Origin of the sequence: Caballeronia sp. dw_276 (assembly GCF_018449635.1) — a bacterium.
Taxonomy (GTDB): domain Bacteria; phylum Pseudomonadota; class Gammaproteobacteria; order Burkholderiales; family Burkholderiaceae; genus Caballeronia.
In genome coordinates this window covers 477,295-492,973 of record NZ_JAAVUV010000002.1, presented here as the reverse complement: position 1 = coordinate 492,973, position 15,679 = coordinate 477,295, and the positions used below count along the sequence as shown (strand labels likewise).

Annotated in this window: 18 protein-coding genes; 8 read left to right on the top strand and 10 right to left on the bottom strand. The window is 60.2% G+C overall.

Translation table 11 applies throughout. The features are described 5' to 3' along the window. Positions 1-23: 23 nt before the first annotated feature. The 4 genes from HB633_RS05220 to HB633_RS05205 all read right to left on the bottom strand — a co-directional run bounded on the left by HB633_RS05220 (position 24) and on the right by HB633_RS05205 (position 4,436). Positions 24-1,037: an ABC transporter permease gene (locus HB633_RS05220; protein ID WP_213777014.1), complete on the bottom strand. Its 1,014-nt coding sequence runs from the start codon at positions 1,035-1,037 to the stop codon at positions 24-26. Continuing rightward, a complete protein-coding gene (locus HB633_RS05215) occupies positions 1,030-2,652 on the bottom strand; it encodes an ABC transporter substrate-binding protein (RefSeq protein WP_346730265.1) in 1,623 nt (540 codons plus the stop codon). Before HB633_RS05215 ends, HB633_RS05220 begins: the two co-directional genes overlap by 8 nt. A gap of 159 nt (positions 2,653-2,811) precedes the next feature. Next, positions 2,812-3,378: a cytochrome b/b6 domain-containing protein gene (locus tag HB633_RS05210; RefSeq protein WP_213777012.1), complete on the bottom strand. Its 567-nt coding sequence runs from the start codon at positions 3,376-3,378 to the stop codon at positions 2,812-2,814. Then, on the bottom strand, positions 3,375-4,436 hold the full coding sequence (locus tag HB633_RS05205; protein WP_213777011.1) for a catalase family peroxidase: 1,062 nt from the start codon (positions 4,434-4,436) through the stop codon (positions 3,375-3,377). The genes HB633_RS05210 and HB633_RS05205 overlap by 4 nt, the downstream gene beginning before the upstream one ends. Positions 4,437-4,580: 144 nt before the next feature. Here HB633_RS05205 and alaE point away from each other — a divergent pair, with 144 nt between their 5' ends. Together alaE and HB633_RS05195 are read left to right on the top strand one after the other, a co-directional pair. Further along, a complete protein-coding gene (gene alaE / locus HB633_RS05200; protein ID WP_213777010.1) occupies positions 4,581-5,045 on the top strand; it encodes an L-alanine exporter AlaE in 465 nt (154 codons plus the stop codon). Positions 5,046-5,393: 348 nt separating this feature from the next. Then, on the top strand, positions 5,394-6,029 hold the full coding sequence (locus HB633_RS05195) for a LysE family translocator (RefSeq protein WP_213777009.1): 636 nt from the start codon (positions 5,394-5,396) through the stop codon (positions 6,027-6,029). 24 nt (positions 6,030-6,053) lie between these two features. On the opposite strand, the gene HB633_RS05190 is transcribed toward HB633_RS05195, so the two are convergent. The 3 genes from HB633_RS05190 to HB633_RS05180 form a co-directional block, all read right to left on the bottom strand. Further along, positions 6,054-7,307: an MFS transporter gene (locus tag HB633_RS05190; protein WP_213777008.1), complete on the bottom strand. Its 1,254-nt coding sequence runs from the start codon at positions 7,305-7,307 to the stop codon at positions 6,054-6,056. Beyond that, positions 7,304-7,633: a hypothetical protein gene (locus HB633_RS05185; protein ID WP_213777007.1), complete on the bottom strand. Its 330-nt coding sequence runs from the start codon at positions 7,631-7,633 to the stop codon at positions 7,304-7,306. Before HB633_RS05185 ends, HB633_RS05190 begins: the two co-directional genes overlap by 4 nt. Positions 7,634-7,735: 102 nt before the next feature. After that, positions 7,736-8,188, bottom strand: coding sequence for a MarR family transcriptional regulator (locus HB633_RS05180; RefSeq protein ID WP_213777005.1), 453 nt, complete (start codon positions 8,186-8,188; stop codon positions 7,736-7,738). 219 nt (positions 8,189-8,407) lie between these two features. Between HB633_RS05180 and lpxA the strand changes: the two genes are divergently transcribed. The 3 genes from lpxA (at position 8,408) to HB633_RS05165 (ending at position 10,824) form a co-directional block, all read left to right on the top strand. Further along, on the top strand, positions 8,408-9,196 hold the full coding sequence (lpxA, locus tag HB633_RS05175; RefSeq protein ID WP_213777004.1) for an acyl-ACP--UDP-N-acetylglucosamine O-acyltransferase: 789 nt from the start codon (positions 8,408-8,410) through the stop codon (positions 9,194-9,196). A 140-nt stretch (positions 9,197-9,336) separates the two neighbouring features. Next, on the top strand, positions 9,337-9,810 hold the full coding sequence (locus HB633_RS05170) for a VOC family protein (RefSeq protein ID WP_213777003.1): 474 nt from the start codon (positions 9,337-9,339) through the stop codon (positions 9,808-9,810). 102 nt (positions 9,811-9,912) lie between these two features. After that, complete coding sequence (locus HB633_RS05165; RefSeq protein ID WP_213777001.1) at positions 9,913-10,824, top strand: LysR substrate-binding domain-containing protein; 912 nt, start codon at positions 9,913-9,915, stop codon at positions 10,822-10,824. Here the strand turns inward: HB633_RS05165 and HB633_RS05160 are convergent. Beyond that, positions 10,821-11,504: a peroxiredoxin-like family protein gene (locus HB633_RS05160; protein WP_213777000.1), complete on the bottom strand. Its 684-nt coding sequence runs from the start codon at positions 11,502-11,504 to the stop codon at positions 10,821-10,823. The two genes, HB633_RS05165 and HB633_RS05160, sit on opposite strands and share 4 nt — an antisense overlap. A gap of 259 nt (positions 11,505-11,763) precedes the next feature. On the opposite strand from HB633_RS05160, the gene HB633_RS05155 reads away from it, so the two are divergent. Together HB633_RS05155 and HB633_RS05150 are read left to right on the top strand one after the other, a co-directional pair. Then, complete coding sequence (locus HB633_RS05155; protein ID WP_213776999.1) at positions 11,764-12,513, top strand: glucose 1-dehydrogenase; 750 nt, start codon at positions 11,764-11,766, stop codon at positions 12,511-12,513. 46 nt (positions 12,514-12,559) lie between these two features. Beyond that, the gene (locus HB633_RS05150) at positions 12,560-12,847 is read left to right on the top strand and encodes a helix-turn-helix domain-containing protein (protein ID WP_213776998.1); all 288 of its coding nucleotides are present in this window, start codon (positions 12,560-12,562) and stop codon (positions 12,845-12,847) included. A gap of 4 nt (positions 12,848-12,851) precedes the next feature. Here the strand turns inward: HB633_RS05150 and HB633_RS05145 are convergent, their stop codons facing one another. Then, on the bottom strand, positions 12,852-13,256 hold the full coding sequence (locus tag HB633_RS05145) for a RidA family protein (RefSeq protein WP_213776997.1): 405 nt from the start codon (positions 13,254-13,256) through the stop codon (positions 12,852-12,854). 146 nt (positions 13,257-13,402) lie between these two features. On the opposite strand from HB633_RS05145, the gene HB633_RS05140 reads away from it, so the two are divergent. Beyond that, on the top strand, positions 13,403-14,335 hold the full coding sequence (locus HB633_RS05140; protein WP_213776996.1) for a LysR family transcriptional regulator: 933 nt from the start codon (positions 13,403-13,405) through the stop codon (positions 14,333-14,335). On the opposite strand, the gene HB633_RS05135 is transcribed toward HB633_RS05140, so the two are convergent. Continuing rightward, the gene (locus HB633_RS05135) at positions 14,336-15,637 is read right to left on the bottom strand and encodes an aminotransferase class III-fold pyridoxal phosphate-dependent enzyme (protein WP_213776995.1); all 1,302 of its coding nucleotides are present in this window, start codon (positions 15,635-15,637) and stop codon (positions 14,336-14,338) included. It abuts the gene before it with no gap. Positions 15,638-15,679: the final 42 nt, after the last annotated feature.

The following is a 15,679-nucleotide window of genomic DNA, read 5'->3' as shown; positions in this document are numbered from 1 at the left end:
GTTGTTCGATAGAGCTCGACATGTCAGTCCTTCGCGATGCGCGGGTCAAGCCGGCGATTGACGAAATCAGTCGCCCAGTTGACGAGCACGACCAGGATCGAGCTGCACAACAGAATGCCGAGCAGCACGTTCAGGTCGCGCTGCACGAGTGCATCGAAAGCAAGCCGTCCGAGGCCCGGCCAGGAGAACACAGTCTCGACCACGACCGCGCCGCCGATGATCGAACCAATCTGCATGCCGAGCATGGTGATGAACGGAATCAGCGCATTGCGCAGCACATGCACGCGAAACAATCTGGCGGGACGCACGCCACGCGCAACGGCGGTCCTCACGTAAGCCTGGCGCCTTACATCGATCACGCTTGCCCGGATCAGCCGCGTATAGATCGCCACGTAGAAGAGGGCGAGCGTCACGCTCGGAAGAACCAGGTGATGCAAGACATCGGCGGCATATCGAAGGCCGGTCAGGCCCGATGAAACTGTCGCCATGCCGTCGACCGGCAACCAGTCGAGCCAGACCGAAAACACCACGACCAGCATCATGCCGACCCAGAACAATGGCGTCGCGAAACACAGCAATGCGAGCGTCGACACCACCACGTCGATGAAGCGTCCTGCATGGTACGCGGCGAGCGCGCCCAGCGTCACGCCGATCACAGCCGCGAGCAGCACGGCGCTCCCCATCAGGAGCAGCGTGGCAGGCAGCCGCGTACCAATCAGATGCGCGACCGACATGCCTTGCCGATACGAATAGCCGAGGTCGAATTGAGCGAGGTGGCCGAGATACTTGGCGAACTGAATGTAAAGCGGCTGGTCGAGACCGAACTGCTGCCTCAACGCCGCGATGTATTCCGGCGATGCCGATCCGGCCTCGCCTGCAATGACCTGAACCGCGTCCCCAGGTGCGAGGCGCAGCAAGAAGAAGTTGACGACAGCAACGCCAAGGACGACGCCCGCGAGCTGCCACAACTTCTTCAGCCATCTCGACGCAATCAGCGCTTGAAACCGCGATGCGTGAGTCGCTTGACTGTCACTCATGCTTCGAAGGGTCGGTGTACCAGAAATTCTTGAACGAGCCATACACCTGGTCTACGCCGCTGACTGTGTCGTGCAGGTCGGAGGCTTCGATGGTGAAGAAGTGCATTTCAAGCAGCGGCAGGGAAGGCAGATCCGTTTGAACCTGACGCTGGAATTCCTTGAACAGCTTCACGCGTTCGGCCTGATCCCCCGAACCTTGTGCATCGCGGATCAGCTGGTCGACCTTCGCGTTGCGATAGCCCGGGCCATTGCTGAACGGAATATTCTTGCCGATGCTGTCCGAGAGGTAATTACGCGTCACGCCGACTTGCGGATCGGAAAAGCCTGCGTACCACTGGATGGTGACGTCGTAATCGCGGTCGCCATAAATGCGATGCGTGTACGTGGGCACATCCTGATTGCGGATCTCCGCGTCCACGCCGACCTTCTTGAACGCCTGCTTGATGAACTCGGCGCTGCGCCGGAACTCGTCGCCATAAGGCAGGTAGTCGATCACGATCTTGAAGCGCGTACCGTCCGGGCCAGCCTTGTAACCGGCGGCATCGAGCAACGCGTTGGCTTGCTTCACGTCATACGGATACTTCGGTACGTTCGGTTCGAAGAACTCCGTCAGCGTGGAAACAACCGGGCTGACCGCCGCTTTGCCGAACCCCGACCAGACCACGCGAATGTAGGCATCGCGATCGATTGCGCGGTAGAGCGCTTCGCGCACCTTCACATCTTTTAGATAGGGACGGTCGACGTTGGTATCGAGGAAAAGCCACGGCGAAAGCCATTCATAGCCTTTGGTCTGGATGCGCAGGCCCGGCAGCTTCGCCAGACGTTGTGCATCGCGCGCCGGCACCGGACTCAGCGACGCATATTGCACATCGCCTTTTTCGAGCGCCGCGGTACGCGCGCCGCCGTCCGGAATCACCCGGTAAATCACCTTGTCCAGATACGGCTTGCCTTTGTCCCAGTAATCCGGATTGCGTTCAAGCAGGATGTAGTTGCCTTTGACCCACTGCTTGAAGATGAACGGCCCGGTGCCGACAGGCTTGTTGTTGTACGGGTTGTTGAGAATGTCCGTGCCTTCATATAAATGCTTTGGAAGCACTTGCGCGCCGTTGCTGTTGAGCGAGCTCAGCACGGCAAGCGAAGGTTTGGTGAAGTGGATGATGACGGTGTAGTCGTCGGGGGTATCGACCTGATTGGCGTTGGCAAACAAGGCCTGATTACGCGGATGATATTTCTTCCAGACGTTTTCGAGGGTCCATTTGACATCGGCGGAAGTGAAAGGCTTGCCGTCGTGCCATTTCACGCCATGACGCAGGTTGAGTGTGAGCGTCTTGCCGTCTTTCGAGAGATCCCACTTTTCCGCGAGGCCCGGCTTCAGGTGAAAGTCGTTGTCGTACTCGATCAGACCGTCGAACACATTCGTGCTGAACGTTCCCGTGGGCGACGACGTGCTCAGTGCCGCCGTGAGGATGACGGGTTCAGGCTGCGCGATGACAGTCAGCGTGCCTCCGCGTTTGGGAGTTTGTGCATGAGCGATCAATCCCTGAGCTAACAGGGCGACGATCATCACGCTACGCCCGAGCTTGCCCCATGCGGACGTTTTTATCTGTATCGACACCGTTGATTTCCTCTGCTTGACTGCGTTTGCGAATGACTGGCTCAAGGGACACGCGTGGCCCTTGGAGGCCGCATACACTATCAGCAGAAAAACGCGAGGCGAACCAACAAATCGGAATGTCGTTATCGCGTGGAAATGAAAGGGTCGATGGCGGCGCGTTTATCGGTCGCCAGAAGCGCGCCTCTCACGGCCGGAACGCCATGGCGCCATTGCTTCGAAGACGCCGTCGCGCCTCACCAGCGCGTGCAAAAGCGCGGCGGCCAGATGAAGCACGATCAGCGCAAAAAAGCACAGCGCGAGCGCACGGTGCAGGTTCCACAGCACCGTGTGCAAACCATTGCTGTGCGGAAGGATGGACGGCAGATGTATCCCGAACACCACCACGGGATAGTCAGCGGCCGAGAGCATGCCCCAACCGAGCAGCGGAAGCCCGATCATCAGCAGGTAGAACGCAAGATGTGACAGGTGGGCGGCGAGTTTCATCGGTTCAGGCATGGAAGCCGGCAGCGGCGGTGCGCCGCGTGTCAATCTCACTACCAGGCGAATCAAGGCCAGCACCAGAATCACGATACCCAGCGGCTTATGGATGGACACCAGCGAAAGATAATCAGGACGAACGGTGGACACCATCCCGACACCAATGAAAAGCATCGCCAGAATGCAGATTGCCATGAGCCAGTGAAGCGCGCGCTGCAGCGCAGTGAAGCGACCGTTGTTCGGGGTCATGGCGTGGCTCCTCCCGCCGGATGGCGCGGATAGTCCTTGTCCTCGGCAGTGCGCCGGTTGAACGAAACCGAATAGGCGGCCGAGCGCGCTGCGGGAAACGGGTCGTCCGAGACATGCATGCCGCTCGGCAGGACGGTCGGGTCGAAGTTCAGATCGCGGCACGGCCCGTCAGCCTCGGGTTCGACCGCCTTGACCACGAGCGTTCCTGCTTCCACCTTGCGTCGATCTTCCGGCCACGCTTTGCTCGGGTCGGCGGTCGGGTCCCCGGGATTGGCGACGGTGACGACGAGCGCCCAGTTTTGTGGCCCGCCTTGTACGCGCTGCGTGATGTCCGCGGCGAGGAAGTCGGCGCCGCGCGCCTTCAATTGATCGGGGGACACCGCCTCGGGCTTGGCGGCCGGCACGAAGGACCAGCGCACGGTTTGATCCTGACCCTCGGCATTGGTGAAGACAAAGCTGTTCAGGCTGTTGTACTGCTCTTGCGCATAGGAGGCCGTCCACGGCGCACTGCCGGCCCACGCTCCAAAATGGCCGAGCTCCGGGTGCGCGGCCGCAAAATTCTTCATCGCGTCGGGATCGTTCGTTTTGGCCGAAGCCTGAAGCAGGCCATAGAAGGCCTGTGGCGTGGCGACCGGGAAGAAGGGTGCGTCGATCATCGCCGTGCGCCATTCGCTGCCGCCCGGCGCGACGATGCGCAGGCTGAGTCCACGTACGCGGACCATCGGGTCCTGCGCTTTGGGATCGGGCGTGGCCAGGTTGAATCGTCCTGTGACCGCATACGAGCCGGGTGCGAACATCGGCGCCTTGGACAACGCGACCGCCGCGCCATTCGACTCGAAGCTGCCGGTAAAGCAGATGCCCTTGGCGTGATTGCGCCTGAACCCAAGCACCGGTCCGCCTGGGGGTGCCAGGCCATTGACTATCTTCGAAGGTGTCAGCCGCCCTGGCGTGAGCCAGCCGGCCGTGAAGGCGAAGGCCGCGACCAGCGCAACCACGACGATTGCAATCAGGACCAGCGAACGGACTGCGGACGAACTGGAAGTCGGTGTGTCGGCCATCGATCTCTCCCGATCAATGATTCGGCTGGGCAGTTATCAAGCAGAGTGGCGACATAGTGCCATTGATCGGAGGGGCGTGCCAAGTAGCCGCGCGCCTCGGCCGGGACTGGTATCGTTTGAAGAACGTTGCCGCCAAAACCCGATATGCCCGATCTCACCGACAAGTCTCATCGCCGACGCGCCTTTTTTGCCGACACGACCGCCCTGATTCTGTTTTTTACGACGACGGGTTTGATCAACGAGCGGTTTATCGCGGGGATGAGCTGGGATCAGGTGCTTCATGCGCGAATCCTCGGCGCGGCTTTGATGGTTCCCGTCGGTCGACCCTATGGCCTCTGGCGCGACTATGTCATGCGACGCGCCCAAGCCGATAACCGGCTATCGCAGGTTCTTTGGGACAGCATTGCGCTCGTGAGCTTCCAGGTCCCGATCTATGCCGCGATCATCGCGGTAAGCGGCGCTTCGGGGCGCGGCTTGTGGCTCGGCATTCTGGGCGCGACAGTCATGATGCTCGTCCTGGGGCGTCCTTATGGCGCCTTTCTGAACGCAGTAAGAAGGCTGTTTGGCCTGCCTCCCGGCGGCGCTCGACCGATGAGCCTCAACACCTGATCCCGTTAGGTTTGGCCCGCCTTTCACTCCAGACAAATGCGCGGCAGCGCAATCGCCCTTGTCGGCGTCCCCCCCGCGTTCTTTCTTTCATCGACCGGGAATAAATTCGGAGTCCGGCCAGTTCTATGTACAGGCGGCGCTTTGATCGTGCCTGAGTCCCTCCCATCGGAGGGCTGCGCAATGAGGCTGTGACCGCCCGAGCCAATCAAGAACAATGAAGTCCCGGTCAGGCGATTCCATTGATGCAACGCTGGAAATCCGCACACCGCATCGACTCACGAGGAGCCGCGATGTCAATCCGCTTGTCATGCCGCCTTGCCCGAATTTTTTCGGCTCCTTCAACCGCGCGTGAATCCTGAGATGCCGGCCGGAGCGTGGATCGCCTTCGCCACCGCGACGCTCGCGGCCACCGGCTCGCCCGGTCCGAATGCATTGCTGATGGTTCGCAACACATCGCGATACGGCTTGTCATCGGCGGCGTTCACGCTGTCTGGAAACCTGAGCGCGCGCATCGCGATGGCGACCGGCATCATGCTTGGACTTAGTGCGTTGCTGAGTGCATCGCCGCTGTTGTTGATCGTGCTCAGGGCTGCCGGCGCGGCTTATCTGATCTATCTCGGCATCAAGGCTTTCGTGGTGCGGCGCAAGCCAGGGACGTTGCCGCAGCCGGCCGCAAGCGCGCGCAAACGGCGTATGGCGTTGTTCCTGGAGGCATCGGCGGTGTCGGCTGCGAATCCGAATACGCTCGGATTCTTTGCCGCCGTGATTCCCGGCCTCGTCGATGTACGCTCCGCCTTGCTCCCTCAACTCGGCACTCTTCTGGCAATCGATGCGGCGGTCGTCGTGCTGGTCATGTCGGTGTACGCGGTCGCAACGCATCTGCTTCACCGGAAAATCTGCGCGCATGACCGCATGCTTCTGATCAAACGTTGTGGCGGAGCGGTGCTGATCATCGTGGGCGTGACCATGCTGCCGCTGAAGTGAGTATCGAAAAGCGTCCGTCCTTCGTCAACGAAGGTTGGACGCGTCCGCTCCACACTGGCGAGGTCGATGAACCCGCTGCGTCATCGCGTAAGCGGCCACAGCGGCCGCGAGAAAACCCGATGCAGCACCTACGCCAAGTGACCAGCGCGGGCCGGGATGGTCGGCGATCCAGCCCACGATCGGCGCGCCAATCGGCGTGCCACCGAGCGCGATGCCAAGGCGCAATGCCATCACGCGTCCTCGCATGGCGGGTTCGGTCGAGAGCTGCATCAGCGTGTTGGTCGCGTTGGTGATGGTCAGGGCCGCCACGCCGATGACAACCAGCGCACCTGCGAACAGCCAGTAGTTCGGCGCGATGGCGGCAAGCGTGCAGCCTAGTCCGAACGTCAGGGCGCCGATCAACAGCGAAACAAACCGAGGCGTGCCACGGCCGGCCGCAAGCAGCGCGCCCGAGATCGTGCCGATGGCCATGATCGATGACAACAGCCCATAACCGCGCGCATCGGTATGAAAGACGCCGACGGCCATGGTCGAGATGAAGATCGGGAAGTTCAGTCCGAAGGTGCCGATCAGGAACAGCATGACCAGGATCGCCTTGAGGTCGGGCCGGGACCAAACGTAGCGAAATCCTTCGGTGAAGCTGCCTTTGGTGCGGCGAGCCCTCACGTTCGCACGCAGTTCGGAGACGCGGAACAACGACAAGGAGGCGAGGACCGCGATAAAACTGACGCCGTTGATCATGAACGCCCAGCCGGTCCCGACCGAAGCGATGACCATACCGGCAACCGCCGGTCCGATCATCCGCGCGCCATTGAACGAGGTCGAATTGAGCGCGACCGCATTCGCCAGGTCCTCGTCGCCGACCAGTTCTGCGACGAAGGTCTGGCGCACGGGGGCATCGAATGCTGCAGCGCTGCCGGACAAAAAGGCAAAGACATAGACGTGCCACAGACGGACGACGCCGGTAACAGTGAGCACGCCCAACGCCAAGGCAAGCGCGCCCATTGCTGCCTGCGTAGCGATCAGGAGCCTGCGTTGGTTGTAATGGTCGGCCGCGTAGCCCGTAAAAGGCAGCAGCAGAAACTGCGGGCCGAACTGGAGGGACATGACCACCCCCACAGCCGATGCGTTGTGATGGGTAAGCTGCGTGAGCACAAGCCAGTCCTGGGCCGTGCGCTGCATCCAGGTTCCGATGTTGGACACCAGCGCGCCGGCTGCCCACACCCGATAGTTGTAGCTTTTCAGCGAACGAAACATGCCTGTGGCCGCTGCGCTCATGAATGTCCTGGCTTGTCACCGCCATGGAAGCGGCCAAACAGCCGCGCGCACAGCAGTCCCATGGCCAGGATGCCAAGCCCGAACGCAACGGCATCGCCCGTGATCTTCAATCCGAAATCGCCGACGCGGCAGACCAGCATGTAGCTGACTACGATATTAAAAAAGCCCCAGAGCACATTCACCATCGACGACGAAAGCCCTTGTCCCCGCGGCTTGGCGAACGGGCTCTGAAACGGTTCCCCCCTCACGCCGCTGACAAAATGCGGCACGGCGTTCGTGAAAAAGACGCCACCGAAGAAGTACGACACGAGATGCATCAAGTTCATTTTCAGGCGCTCCCTGTTTTGAGCAGATCGATAACGATAAGCGCGGTGTTCGGATCGAGCGTGGAGAGGGCCATGGTTATCCTGAAAGGGTCTGGAAATGGCTCAGAAGTCGGCGAGGCGCTGCAGCAGTTTCACTGCCGAAGCGAGCTCGTCCTGTTCCTGGGGCGACAGTTGCGCTTGCAGGGCGCGGAAGAGCCAATCTTCTTTGGCGGCGCGGCTGGCCTTGATGGACTTTCGGAAAGTGGGCGTCAGGGCGATGAGCGTTTTCCGGCCATCGGCTGGGTCTGGCTCGCCACTGATCGCCCCAATGGATTCCAGGCCGGCCACCGTGATGCGCATGGATTGCGGACGCACGCTCTCGGCCCGGGCGAGCGTGGAGACGGTTGCGGGCCCGTCGCGATCGAGACGCAGGAGAACCGACTTCTGGGCGGAGGTGAAGTCGCCGGGATGCGCCTGCTCCCGCAGCCGCCGAATCAGCTTGCCGACGGAAATACGCAGCTCACCAGCAAGAGCGGTCAATTCTGGGGTTTCTGACGTGGGTGCTTGTTTGGCCATGAGCCGAGACTAACATACATACAGTCAAACTGTACAGTTTAACTGTATGTATGTTTTCGCCGAGCGGGTTTTCCGTGTTTTTGGTTTCCCTCCGCGATACTGAGGCGAAAGGTCATCGGCACGTGCTTGCGGCGGCCCAATATAATCGCGCATATCCAGCCGCCATCAATGCACTCTGTGCCACGAGACCGAGGGCGGCGTTTTCATGAGGCAATTTTGATGATTGATGCAACAGCTGTCATCCATCCCACCGCGGTCATTGAGGACGGAGCTGTTATCGGCGCCGGTGTTCGCATTGGCCCGTACTGCGTTATCGGCGGCGATGCCGAGATCGGTGCGGGAACGATTCTCAAGTCCCATGTCGTTGTGAGCGGTCATACCCGTATTGGCCGGGATAATACGATTTACCCCTTCGCCACGATTGGCGAAGACAATCAGGACCTGAAATACGCCGGAGAGCCGACGCTGGTGGAAATAGGCGACCGAAACAGGATTCGCGAGAGCGTCACGATCCATCGAGGCACGGTTCAGGGTGGCGGCATCACCAAGGTCGGCAACGACAACCTGCTGATGGTCAACGCCCATATCGCGCACGATTGCGTTGTCAGCAATCATTGCATTCTGGCAAATAATGCAACGCTGGGCGGCCATGTGATCGTAGACGATTACGTGATCATCGGCGGCATGTGCGCGGTTCATCAATTCTGTGTGATCGGAGCACACGTCATGGTCGGCGGCTGTTCCGGCGTTGCGCAGGATGTGCCGCCATTCATCATCGCCCAGGGCAATCACGCTTCACCGAACGGCGTGAACACAACGGGTCTGCAGCGCCGCGGCTTCAGCAAGGAAGCAATACACGCCATCCGCAATGCCTACAAGGTGCTTTATAGAAGCGGAAATACGCTTGAGGAAGCGAAGCCGGAGATCGCCGAGATTGCAAACGCCCACGCCGAAGTCAAGCCGTTCTATGACTTTCTCGTCCGCTCGACTCGCGGTTTGATCCGATAAGCACGAACCGGAAACCATTTGAAAATAAGCAGAAATTTGATTTTTCCGTTCTGCATGTCGATTTCGATGCTCTTCGTTCGTCGTCTCTTTGGTGGCATGCGGTTCACCCCGCATTCCGCCAACACTGACAGGAGATTGCAATGACGATTCAAAAGATCACGCCTTTTCTCTGGTATTCGAACGACGCTGAAGAGGCCGCCGCTTTCTATGCCGGGATTTTTCCGGACTCGCGCGTCGTCCGGAAAACAGCGGTGACGAGCGCGGGTTCCACGAAGCTCGTCGAGTTTGTTCTGTTTGGGCAACCCTTTTTTGCCATGAGCTCCGGCGGAGGCGACCCGTTCAATCACTCCGTCTCCTTGGTGGTCACTTGTGACAGCCAGGAAGAACTCGACCGCTACTGGGACGCGCTCCTCGAGGGCGGTGGTTCACCCGAAGCGTGCGGCTGGCTGAAAGACCGCTTCGGCGTTTCGTGGCAGATCATTCCGGCCGATCTTATCGAAATGATGGCCGACACGGATCACGTGAAGGCCACGCGCGTTGCCGAAGCCATGATGAAAATGATCAAGTTCGACGCTGCCGCGCTGAGAGCCGCGTATTCGGGAACGGCGGGTTAGCGGAACGAACTGGACATCCCGGCGGCCTTTATGAATCGCTCCTGATAGCATGGCAAGTTCCAGATTGCTTTGCGAGCGTTACATGACAAAAAGGAGCGCGCGGTGGACCGAATGACCGGAATGGAGACGTTTGTGTCCGTGGTCGAATCCGGATCGTTTTCGGCGGCGGCGAGGCTGCTCGACATCGGGCAGCCGGCTGTATCGAAGGCGATTGCGCAGCTCGAAGATCGCCTGGGCGTGAGATTGTTGCTCCGGTCCACTCGCGGCCTCACCCCCACAGAGGCCGGCCAGGCCTATTACGAGCACGCGAGACGCGCAATCGAACAAGCCGATGAAGCCGACTTCGCAGCAAAGGGCGCCGCCAGCAGGCTGGCCGGGCGTCTCAGGGTATCGGCGGCGGTCACCTTTGCCCGGCTGCACGTCGTCCCTAGGCTGCCGGTGTTCCTGGACGCCAATCCGGAGCTGAGCATCGACATCATTCTCGACGATGAAAACGTCGACCTGCTTGAACGCGGCGTCGATGTCGCCCTGAGAATGGGTGCACTGGACGACTCATCCATGACCGCGCGCAAGATTGGCACGAGCCCGCGAGGAGTGTTCGGTACGCCCGCATATTTCGCCAAAGCGGGCACACCACGGACGCCGGCGGACTTGTCGTCTCATCAGGCGGTCATTTACGAACAAGGTGGCGGCGGATCGGCATGGTCGTTTGTTCGCGACGCGGCGCAGACTTCCGTGGTGGTTTCCGGGCGCGTGCGGGTTACCGCCGCGGAGGGCGTGCGTGCGGCCGTGCTTGCCGGTATGGGCCTAGCCGTCACCTCCGAGTGGATGCTGGCGCCGGAGCTTGCAAGTGGCGAAGTCATAACCGTGCTCGACGACTGGAGCCTTCCCGGCGTTGATCTGTGGGCGCTCTTTCCGACCGGACGCATGGCGAGCGCCAAAGCGAGGGCGTTCGTTGCTTTTGTCGAAGAAACGCTAGCCGGTGTGGAGTCGCGCGTGGCCACAAAGTCCTAGTCCAACTTGCCTGCCGTGACGGCATGCTGGCGAAGCACCGGAAGCATGTCCTCGGGTTCAGGCCGATGCGTATAGTCCGGGTTGACCTCCGCATAAAGAATCGTGCCGTCCTGTCCGATTATGTAACGCGCGGGCATCGGCAAAGTCCAGCTACCGTCGCCATTGAACGCGGGGAGATCGTTCTTCAGTGCCTTGTATAGATCCACCAGATAGCCGGGAAGCTCGAACCGGATTCCGAATGCATCGGCTAAGTCGTTATGGGTATCGATCAGGATCGGGAAGCTCAGATTATTGGTGCGAATCGACTTGCGGCTATTGACTGCGTTCTGGGGCGAAATGGCGACCAGACTGGCGCCGTACTCCTTGAAAGCTGTCAGCGATGTCTCCAGTGCCTGCAATTCGAGGTTGCAGTAAGGACACCACGCTCCGCGATAAAAACTGATCACCAAGGGCCCTTTCTCAAGCAACGCGGCCGATGAAATCAGTTCGCCATCCGAATCATTGAGTGTGAATTCCGGCGCAATGTCGCCGGCTTTCAATGCATTGCGTGCCTGGCCGGATGCGACGAGTTCGGCAGTGGCCCGTTCCATTACCGGATGAATTTCCGGCGGCGCGAAGTAGGGCGCTTTCCCGCCCTTGAAGTCAGCCTTGAAAGCGTCCAGTTTTTCCTGAAGCGACATAAATACCCCTTGCTGTATGAGTTGACGATCTGCTTGCGACGGATCGAATCATCTTCCGTGGTCATTCGATCCGGAAGGGATCTCAAGCACATAACGCTTATTCCGGGAAGGAATGCATCCATCAAGGGTCATTTATTCCTGCGTGGAATTCGCGTTATTCGAAAGCGTCCGTAGCCGTTCCCAAACGATCCCGATAACTTTGTCTCGGGGTCGGGCATCACTGCTCGACACACATACAACGTTCTCATTGGGAATCATCATGTCCAGGTTAGAAGGCAAGGTAGCGGTCATCACGGGCGGCAGCAGCGGTATTGGTTTCGCGACGGCGAAGCGGTTTGTGGAAGAAGGCGCATTCGTCTTCATTACGGGACGGCGACAGGCGGAACTCGATAAAGCCGTTGAAGCAATTGGCCGCAATGTCGTTGCGGTTCAGGGCGACGTCACGGACCAGGGCGATCTCGATCGCCTGTATGCCAAGGTCAAGGAAACCAAAGGCGTGATCGACGTGCTGTTTGCGAACTCGGGGTTTATCGAACTTCAGACCATCGATCAGATCAGCCCGGAACATTTCGATAAAACCTTCGGCATCAACACGAAAGGCCTGTTGTTCACAGTGCAAAAAGCGTTGCCGTTGATGGGCCAAGGCGGGTCGATCATCCTCGCTTCGTCTATAGCCAATTTGAAGGCGATTGCGTCCTATGCTGCGTACAGTGCGTCCAAAGCGGCGGTCCGCTCGTTTGCGCGGACCTGGACGCTCGAACTCAAGGACCGCGGAATTCGCGTGAATACGTTGAGCCCGGGACCGGTCGATACGCCGATTATCGACTCGCAATTCGAGACGAAGGAAGAGTCGGACAAGTTGCGGGAAACCTTTGCGCAGGCCATTCCGCTTGGCCGCATGGGGCGCCCGGAGGAGCTTGCCGCCGCAGCGCTGTTCCTCGCGTCAGATGACAGCAGCTTTGTTGCGGGAATCGATCTTCCCGTCGACGGCGGCATGGCGCAGATTTGAGCAACGCACTGACAGGCCGGCCAATCGACTACGACGAGCAACACTAATGGACGCAGATGCCAGGATGCTCGCGTTGAGCGCCATAGCGCACAGGTCGCGATTGGCTGTTTTCAAAGTACTGATGACGGCGGGGCCGCGCGGAATGTCCGCCGGTGAGGTTTCCGAAAAGCTGGGGATCGTTCCGTCCAGCCTGTCTTTCCATTTAAAAGACATGTTGCGCGCGAATCTCGTGTTCGCGCGCCGCGAGCGAACGTTCATCTTCTACTCGGCGAGCCCCGGCGCGATCCGTGAGGTCATCGATTTTCTAAGCGAAAATTGCCTCGCCGGGACATGACCGGTCAGCTTCCAGCGCCTTCCGGCAACTTCGCGATCACCTTGATCTCGAAGTGAAATCCATACAGCCAGGTCACGCCGACTGCGGTGAGCGTCGGGTGCGGCGCGTCGCCCCAATACTCGGGCACGACCTTCCAGATCGTCTCGAAGTTCAATTCGGGATCGACCATGAAGACCGTCACGTCAACCACGTCGTCGAACGTGCAGCTTGCGGCCGCCAGAACTGCGTTCAGGTTGTCGAAGGCGCGCCGGACCTGTGTCGCTAGATCGGGCTCGGGCGAGCCGTCTTCGCGGCTGCCAACTTGGCCCGACACGAACAGAAAACCATTGGACCGGATCGCGGGCGAATAGCGATTGCGTTCATAGAGCGCCTGACGCCCGGCGGGAAAAACCACGTTGCGCGTTGCCATGAGTACCTCCATTAGTGGGTCGGAATCGACCCGTAATCACAATGAAAGAACTTTAAGGAATCGCGCTTGGTAGATAAACAGACATGTCTGTCCATCACTGTTTGTAGAATGCAAACAATCGTCGAACACTCTGGAGCGTGAATTAGATGGACCGTTTCGATGCAATGCAGGCATTCGCCCGGGTGGTGGAATCAGGCAGCTTCACGAAAGCTGCCGAGACGCTTCACATCAGCAAGACCAGCGTGACACAGCTCGTACAGCAACTGGAAGCGCGGCTGCGCGTGAGGCTGCTCAACCGGACCACACGCCGGGTCAATGTCACGGCCGACGGCGCCGTCTACTACGAGCGCGTAGTGCGCCTGCTTGCCGATATGGACGACGCCGAAACGGGCCTGTCGAGCGCGTCGGTGTCTCCGAGAGGCCGGTTGCGGGTGGACGTGCCCAGTCCGCTCGCACGCATGATCCTGATGCCGGCCATGCCCGCGTTCCACGCCCAGTACCCCGATATCCAGCTCGACATGGGCGTAAGCGATCGCACGGTGGACCTGATCGGCGAGACCGTGGATTGCGTCGTGCGCGGCGGCGAGATCCTGGATCAGTCCCTGGTGGCGCGGCGCGTGGGCGACCTGCAGCTTGGCGTTTTTGCAGCGCCGGCCTATCTGGAACGCGCGGGTACGCCGTCGCATCCTCGGGAACTGGAAGATACGCATCACCGTATTGTGGGATTTCTGTGGGCGCGGACCGGCAAAGCGTTTCCGTACGCCATGCGCTGCATAGGGGGGGATGAAAAGATCAAGGTTCAAGGCCGCTACGTGCTGGCGGTCGATGACGGCAATGCATACCTCTCAGCAGGCCTGGCCGGCATGGGCGTGCTTTGGCTGCCGGACTACATGTCGAAGGAACACGTGGCGCGCGGCGAACTGGTGCCGCTGTTCGAAGACTGGCGGCTCGATCCAATGCCGCTATACATCGCGTTCCCGCCGAACCGGCACGTCAGCACCAAGCTGCGCGTTTTCATCGATTGGGTCGTCGAGTTGATGGCGCACCATGCGCCTCTCGCCGACCCGCCCGATTCGTGATTACAGCGAACGCTCGATCGCCTTGCCGAGCAGATCCAGCCCGAGGTCGATCTCATCCTCACTCACGGTCAGCGGCGGCGCGATCCGGAACACGCCGCCCATACCGGGCAGTTGCACAATGTTCATGCTGAGCCCCAGATTCATGCACTCGCGCGTGATCTTGGCGCCCAGCCCATCGGCCGGTTCCTTCGTGCGGCGATCCTTGACGATCTCCATGCCAAGCAGCAGCCCGCGCCCGCGAATATCGCCGATGCAATCAAAGCGTTCCATCAAGCCCGAAAGGCCATGTCTGAGCCGATCGCCCATCACGTTCGCGCGCGCAACCAGTCCTTCACGCTCGACCACGTCCAGCACGCGCAGCCCGATGGCAGCCGGCAGCGGATCGGACACGTGGGTTGTATAGAACAGGTAGCCGAGTTCGTGCGCGCGTTCCTCGATCGCCGCGGACGTCACGACGGCCGCGAGCGGCAGACCGGCGCCGAGCGTCTTCGATAACGTGAGGATGTCGGGCGTGATGCCATCGCGCTCGCAAGCGAACATGGTGCCCGTCCGGCCGACGCCGGTTTGCGCTTCATCGAGGATCAGCAGCATGCCGCGCTCCTCGCATTTGCGTTTCAGCGCGGCCATATAGCCGGGTGGCAGTTCGATGATCCCGCCCGAACTAAGAATCGGCTCTGCGATAAACGCCGCGAGATTGCCGCTGGACTGGCAATCGATGAGATCGAACGCGTAGTCCAGTTCGGCCAGGTAGTCATATTCGCCATTGCGCTCAAAACGCGGCCGATACAAAAACGGCGCCGGAATTGCGTACGAGCCGACGGCCGCCGGACCGACACCCTTGCGGCCCGCGCTGTAGGTTGCGGACGCCGCGTTTCCCGTCATGCCGTGCCAGGATTGCGCAAACCCCACAATTTCATACTTGCCCGTGACCAGCTTGGCCATGCGGATGGCGGCTTCGTTCGATTCCGCGCCCGTGCTCAGCAACAGCGCGCGGTCGAGGCCGTCGGGTGTGATATCGGCGAGGCGCTTGGCCAGATCGACCACCGGCCGCGACAGCATGCCGCTGAAAAGATGGTCGAGCTTGCCGGCGTATTCATTGATGACCGACACGATTTCCGGATGGCTATGCCCGAGCACCGCGCTCATCTGTCCCGATGTGAAATCGAGGATCGCGCGGTCGTCGGCGTCATAGACGAAACTGCCTTTGGCGCGTTCGATGATCATCGGCTCGAAGGTGCCACCGTAGCGGATGAGGTGATGTCTGGCGTTATGCCAGAAGGTTGCATCGTCGTTTCGGGACACCTGGCTGCTCCTTGGCGGATGACAAATCGAGGGGAATAGCTT

Bases quoted from the DNA above. Each gene is read 5' to 3' on its own strand.
- HB633_RS05220 (WP_213777014.1), bottom strand. From the start codon at position 1,037: ATGAGTGACAGTCAAGCGACTCACGCATCGCGGTTTCAAGCGCTGATT.
- HB633_RS05210 (WP_213777012.1), bottom strand. From the start codon at position 3,378: ATGACCCCGAACAACGGTCGCTTCACTGCGCTGCAGCGCGCGCTTCAC.
- HB633_RS05205 (WP_213777011.1), bottom strand. From the start codon at position 4,436: ATGGCCGACACACCGACTTCCAGTTCGTCCGCAGTCCGTTCGCTGGTC.
- alaE (WP_213777010.1), top strand. From the start codon at position 4,581: ATGCCCGATCTCACCGACAAGTCTCATCGCCGACGCGCCTTTTTTGCC.
- HB633_RS05190 (WP_213777008.1), bottom strand. From the start codon at position 7,307: ATGAGCGCAGCGGCCACAGGCATGTTTCGTTCGCTGAAAAGCTACAAC.
- HB633_RS05185 (WP_213777007.1), bottom strand. From the start codon at position 7,633: ATGAACTTGATGCATCTCGTGTCGTACTTCTTCGGTGGCGTCTTTTTC.
- HB633_RS05180 (WP_213777005.1), bottom strand. From the start codon at position 8,188: ATGGCCAAACAAGCACCCACGTCAGAAACCCCAGAATTGACCGCTCTT.
- lpxA (WP_213777004.1), top strand. From the start codon at position 8,408: ATGATTGATGCAACAGCTGTCATCCATCCCACCGCGGTCATTGAGGAC.
- HB633_RS05170 (WP_213777003.1), top strand. From the start codon at position 9,337: ATGACGATTCAAAAGATCACGCCTTTTCTCTGGTATTCGAACGACGCT.
- HB633_RS05160 (WP_213777000.1), bottom strand. From the start codon at position 11,504: ATGTCGCTTCAGGAAAAACTGGACGCTTTCAAGGCTGACTTCAAGGGC.
- HB633_RS05155 (WP_213776999.1), top strand. From the start codon at position 11,764: ATGTCCAGGTTAGAAGGCAAGGTAGCGGTCATCACGGGCGGCAGCAGC.
- HB633_RS05150 (WP_213776998.1), top strand. From the start codon at position 12,560: ATGGACGCAGATGCCAGGATGCTCGCGTTGAGCGCCATAGCGCACAGG.
- HB633_RS05145 (WP_213776997.1), bottom strand. From the start codon at position 13,256: ATGGCAACGCGCAACGTGGTTTTTCCCGCCGGGCGTCAGGCGCTCTAT.
- HB633_RS05140 (WP_213776996.1), top strand. From the start codon at position 13,403: ATGGACCGTTTCGATGCAATGCAGGCATTCGCCCGGGTGGTGGAATCA.